Origin of the sequence: Streptomyces calidiresistens (assembly GCF_014141525.1) — a bacterium.
GTDB lineage: Bacteria > Actinomycetota > Actinomycetes > Streptomycetales > Streptomycetaceae > Streptomyces > Streptomyces calidiresistens.
On the sequence record NZ_VKHS01001206.1, the window covers coordinates 1 to 1,141 of the forward strand.

At 75.3% G+C, this 1,141-nt stretch carries 2 protein-coding genes; both read left to right on the top strand.

The window, feature by feature from the left end:
* Window positions 1–80 precede the first annotated feature (80 nt).
* A complete protein-coding gene (locus tag FOE67_RS30535) occupies window positions 81–770 on the top strand; it encodes a (2Fe-2S)-binding protein (RefSeq protein ID WP_182667342.1) in 690 nt (229 codons plus the stop codon).
* Window positions 771–965: 195 nt separating this feature from the next.
* Window positions 966–1,091: a hypothetical protein gene (locus tag FOE67_RS30185; RefSeq protein ID WP_267133371.1), complete on the top strand. Its 126-nt coding sequence runs from the start codon at window positions 966–968 to the stop codon at window positions 1,089–1,091.
* Window positions 1,092–1,141: the final 50 nt, after the last annotated feature.

Below are 1,141 nucleotides of genomic sequence, written 5' to 3' on the forward strand. Positions count from 1 at the left end.
GGGACTCCCCCGCCCCACCCGCTCCACCCACGCGGCCGGAAACAACCCCTCCGGCCGGAACCGGAAAGGAGAGCGCCGACGTGACCTCCCCGGCGCAGGCACCACCCGCGACGGTCGCCGCCGCCCTCGCGGACGTGGCGACCCTCGGGGGCTTCTTCGCCCCCGTCGTGGCCGGCCCCGACGACGGCTGGCACCCGGTGGCCGAGAGCTACGCCGCCGGCTCGGCCGACCTGGTGGCCGACAACGCCCGCCGGTACGGCACCACCGAGCCCCGGGTCGCCGCCTCGGTGGTCCAGCTCGGTCACGCCGCCCGACTGTGGTCACCCCTGCTGGCCTGCGCCGTCGTGCACGGGGTGGTGCCGGATCCCGCGGACCTCCAGCGCGCCGACGACGGCCCCGCCCTGCGGTTCCCCACCCCGGTCGGGTGGTGGGCGCGCGATCGCGGGGAGACCGCCGCGCTGCTGTACCGCCTGGTGGTGGAGGAGCGGCTGACGGCCATGGCGGCGGGTCTGCGCGTGCGGATCGCGCCCCGGCTGCTGATCGGCAACGCCGCCTCCGCCCTGGTCGAGGCGGGCCGCGCGCTGGTGGCCGCCCGGCCCGGGACGCGGGAAGCGGCCGGTGACCTCGTCGCCCGCCTCCTGGCCACCGGAGCCCTGGTGGGCACCGGGGAGATCACCGATTCCGCCCTGTCCTTCCGGCGGCGCAGCTGCTGCCTTTTCTACCGCGTTCCGCCGGGGGACCGGTGCGGGGACTGTTCGCTGGACCGGTGAAACACCCCGTTCCCGGAAGCGGCCGGGGGTGAATTCCGGCCGCTTCCCGAAATGCGCGGGGCGAGGGGTGGAAATCACCCGGACGGCTCACTACATTCATTGTCGCAACTCACTCGCAGGTGCATTCGGTTCGCGATCACGGGGTATCCGGAGCCCCGCCCCGATCGCGGCCGGTGCCGACCGAAGGAGGAACCCATGGCGCACCACGGTTTCGAGGAGCCCGAGGAGCAGCAGGCCGGCCTCAAGTCCCACACCCCCGCGGTGGACGCGCCGTTCGAGTGGCGCGCGGACGTCGAGGACGAGTCCGCGGACGAGAGCTGAGCGCACGGCGGGGGCGGCCCGGCCGTCCCCGCCACACCTGCCGACCCCCC

Bases quoted from the DNA above. Each gene is read 5' to 3' on its own strand.
- FOE67_RS30185 (WP_267133371.1), top strand. From the start codon at position 966: ATGGCGCACCACGGTTTCGAGGAGCCCGAGGAGCAGCAGGCCGGCCTC.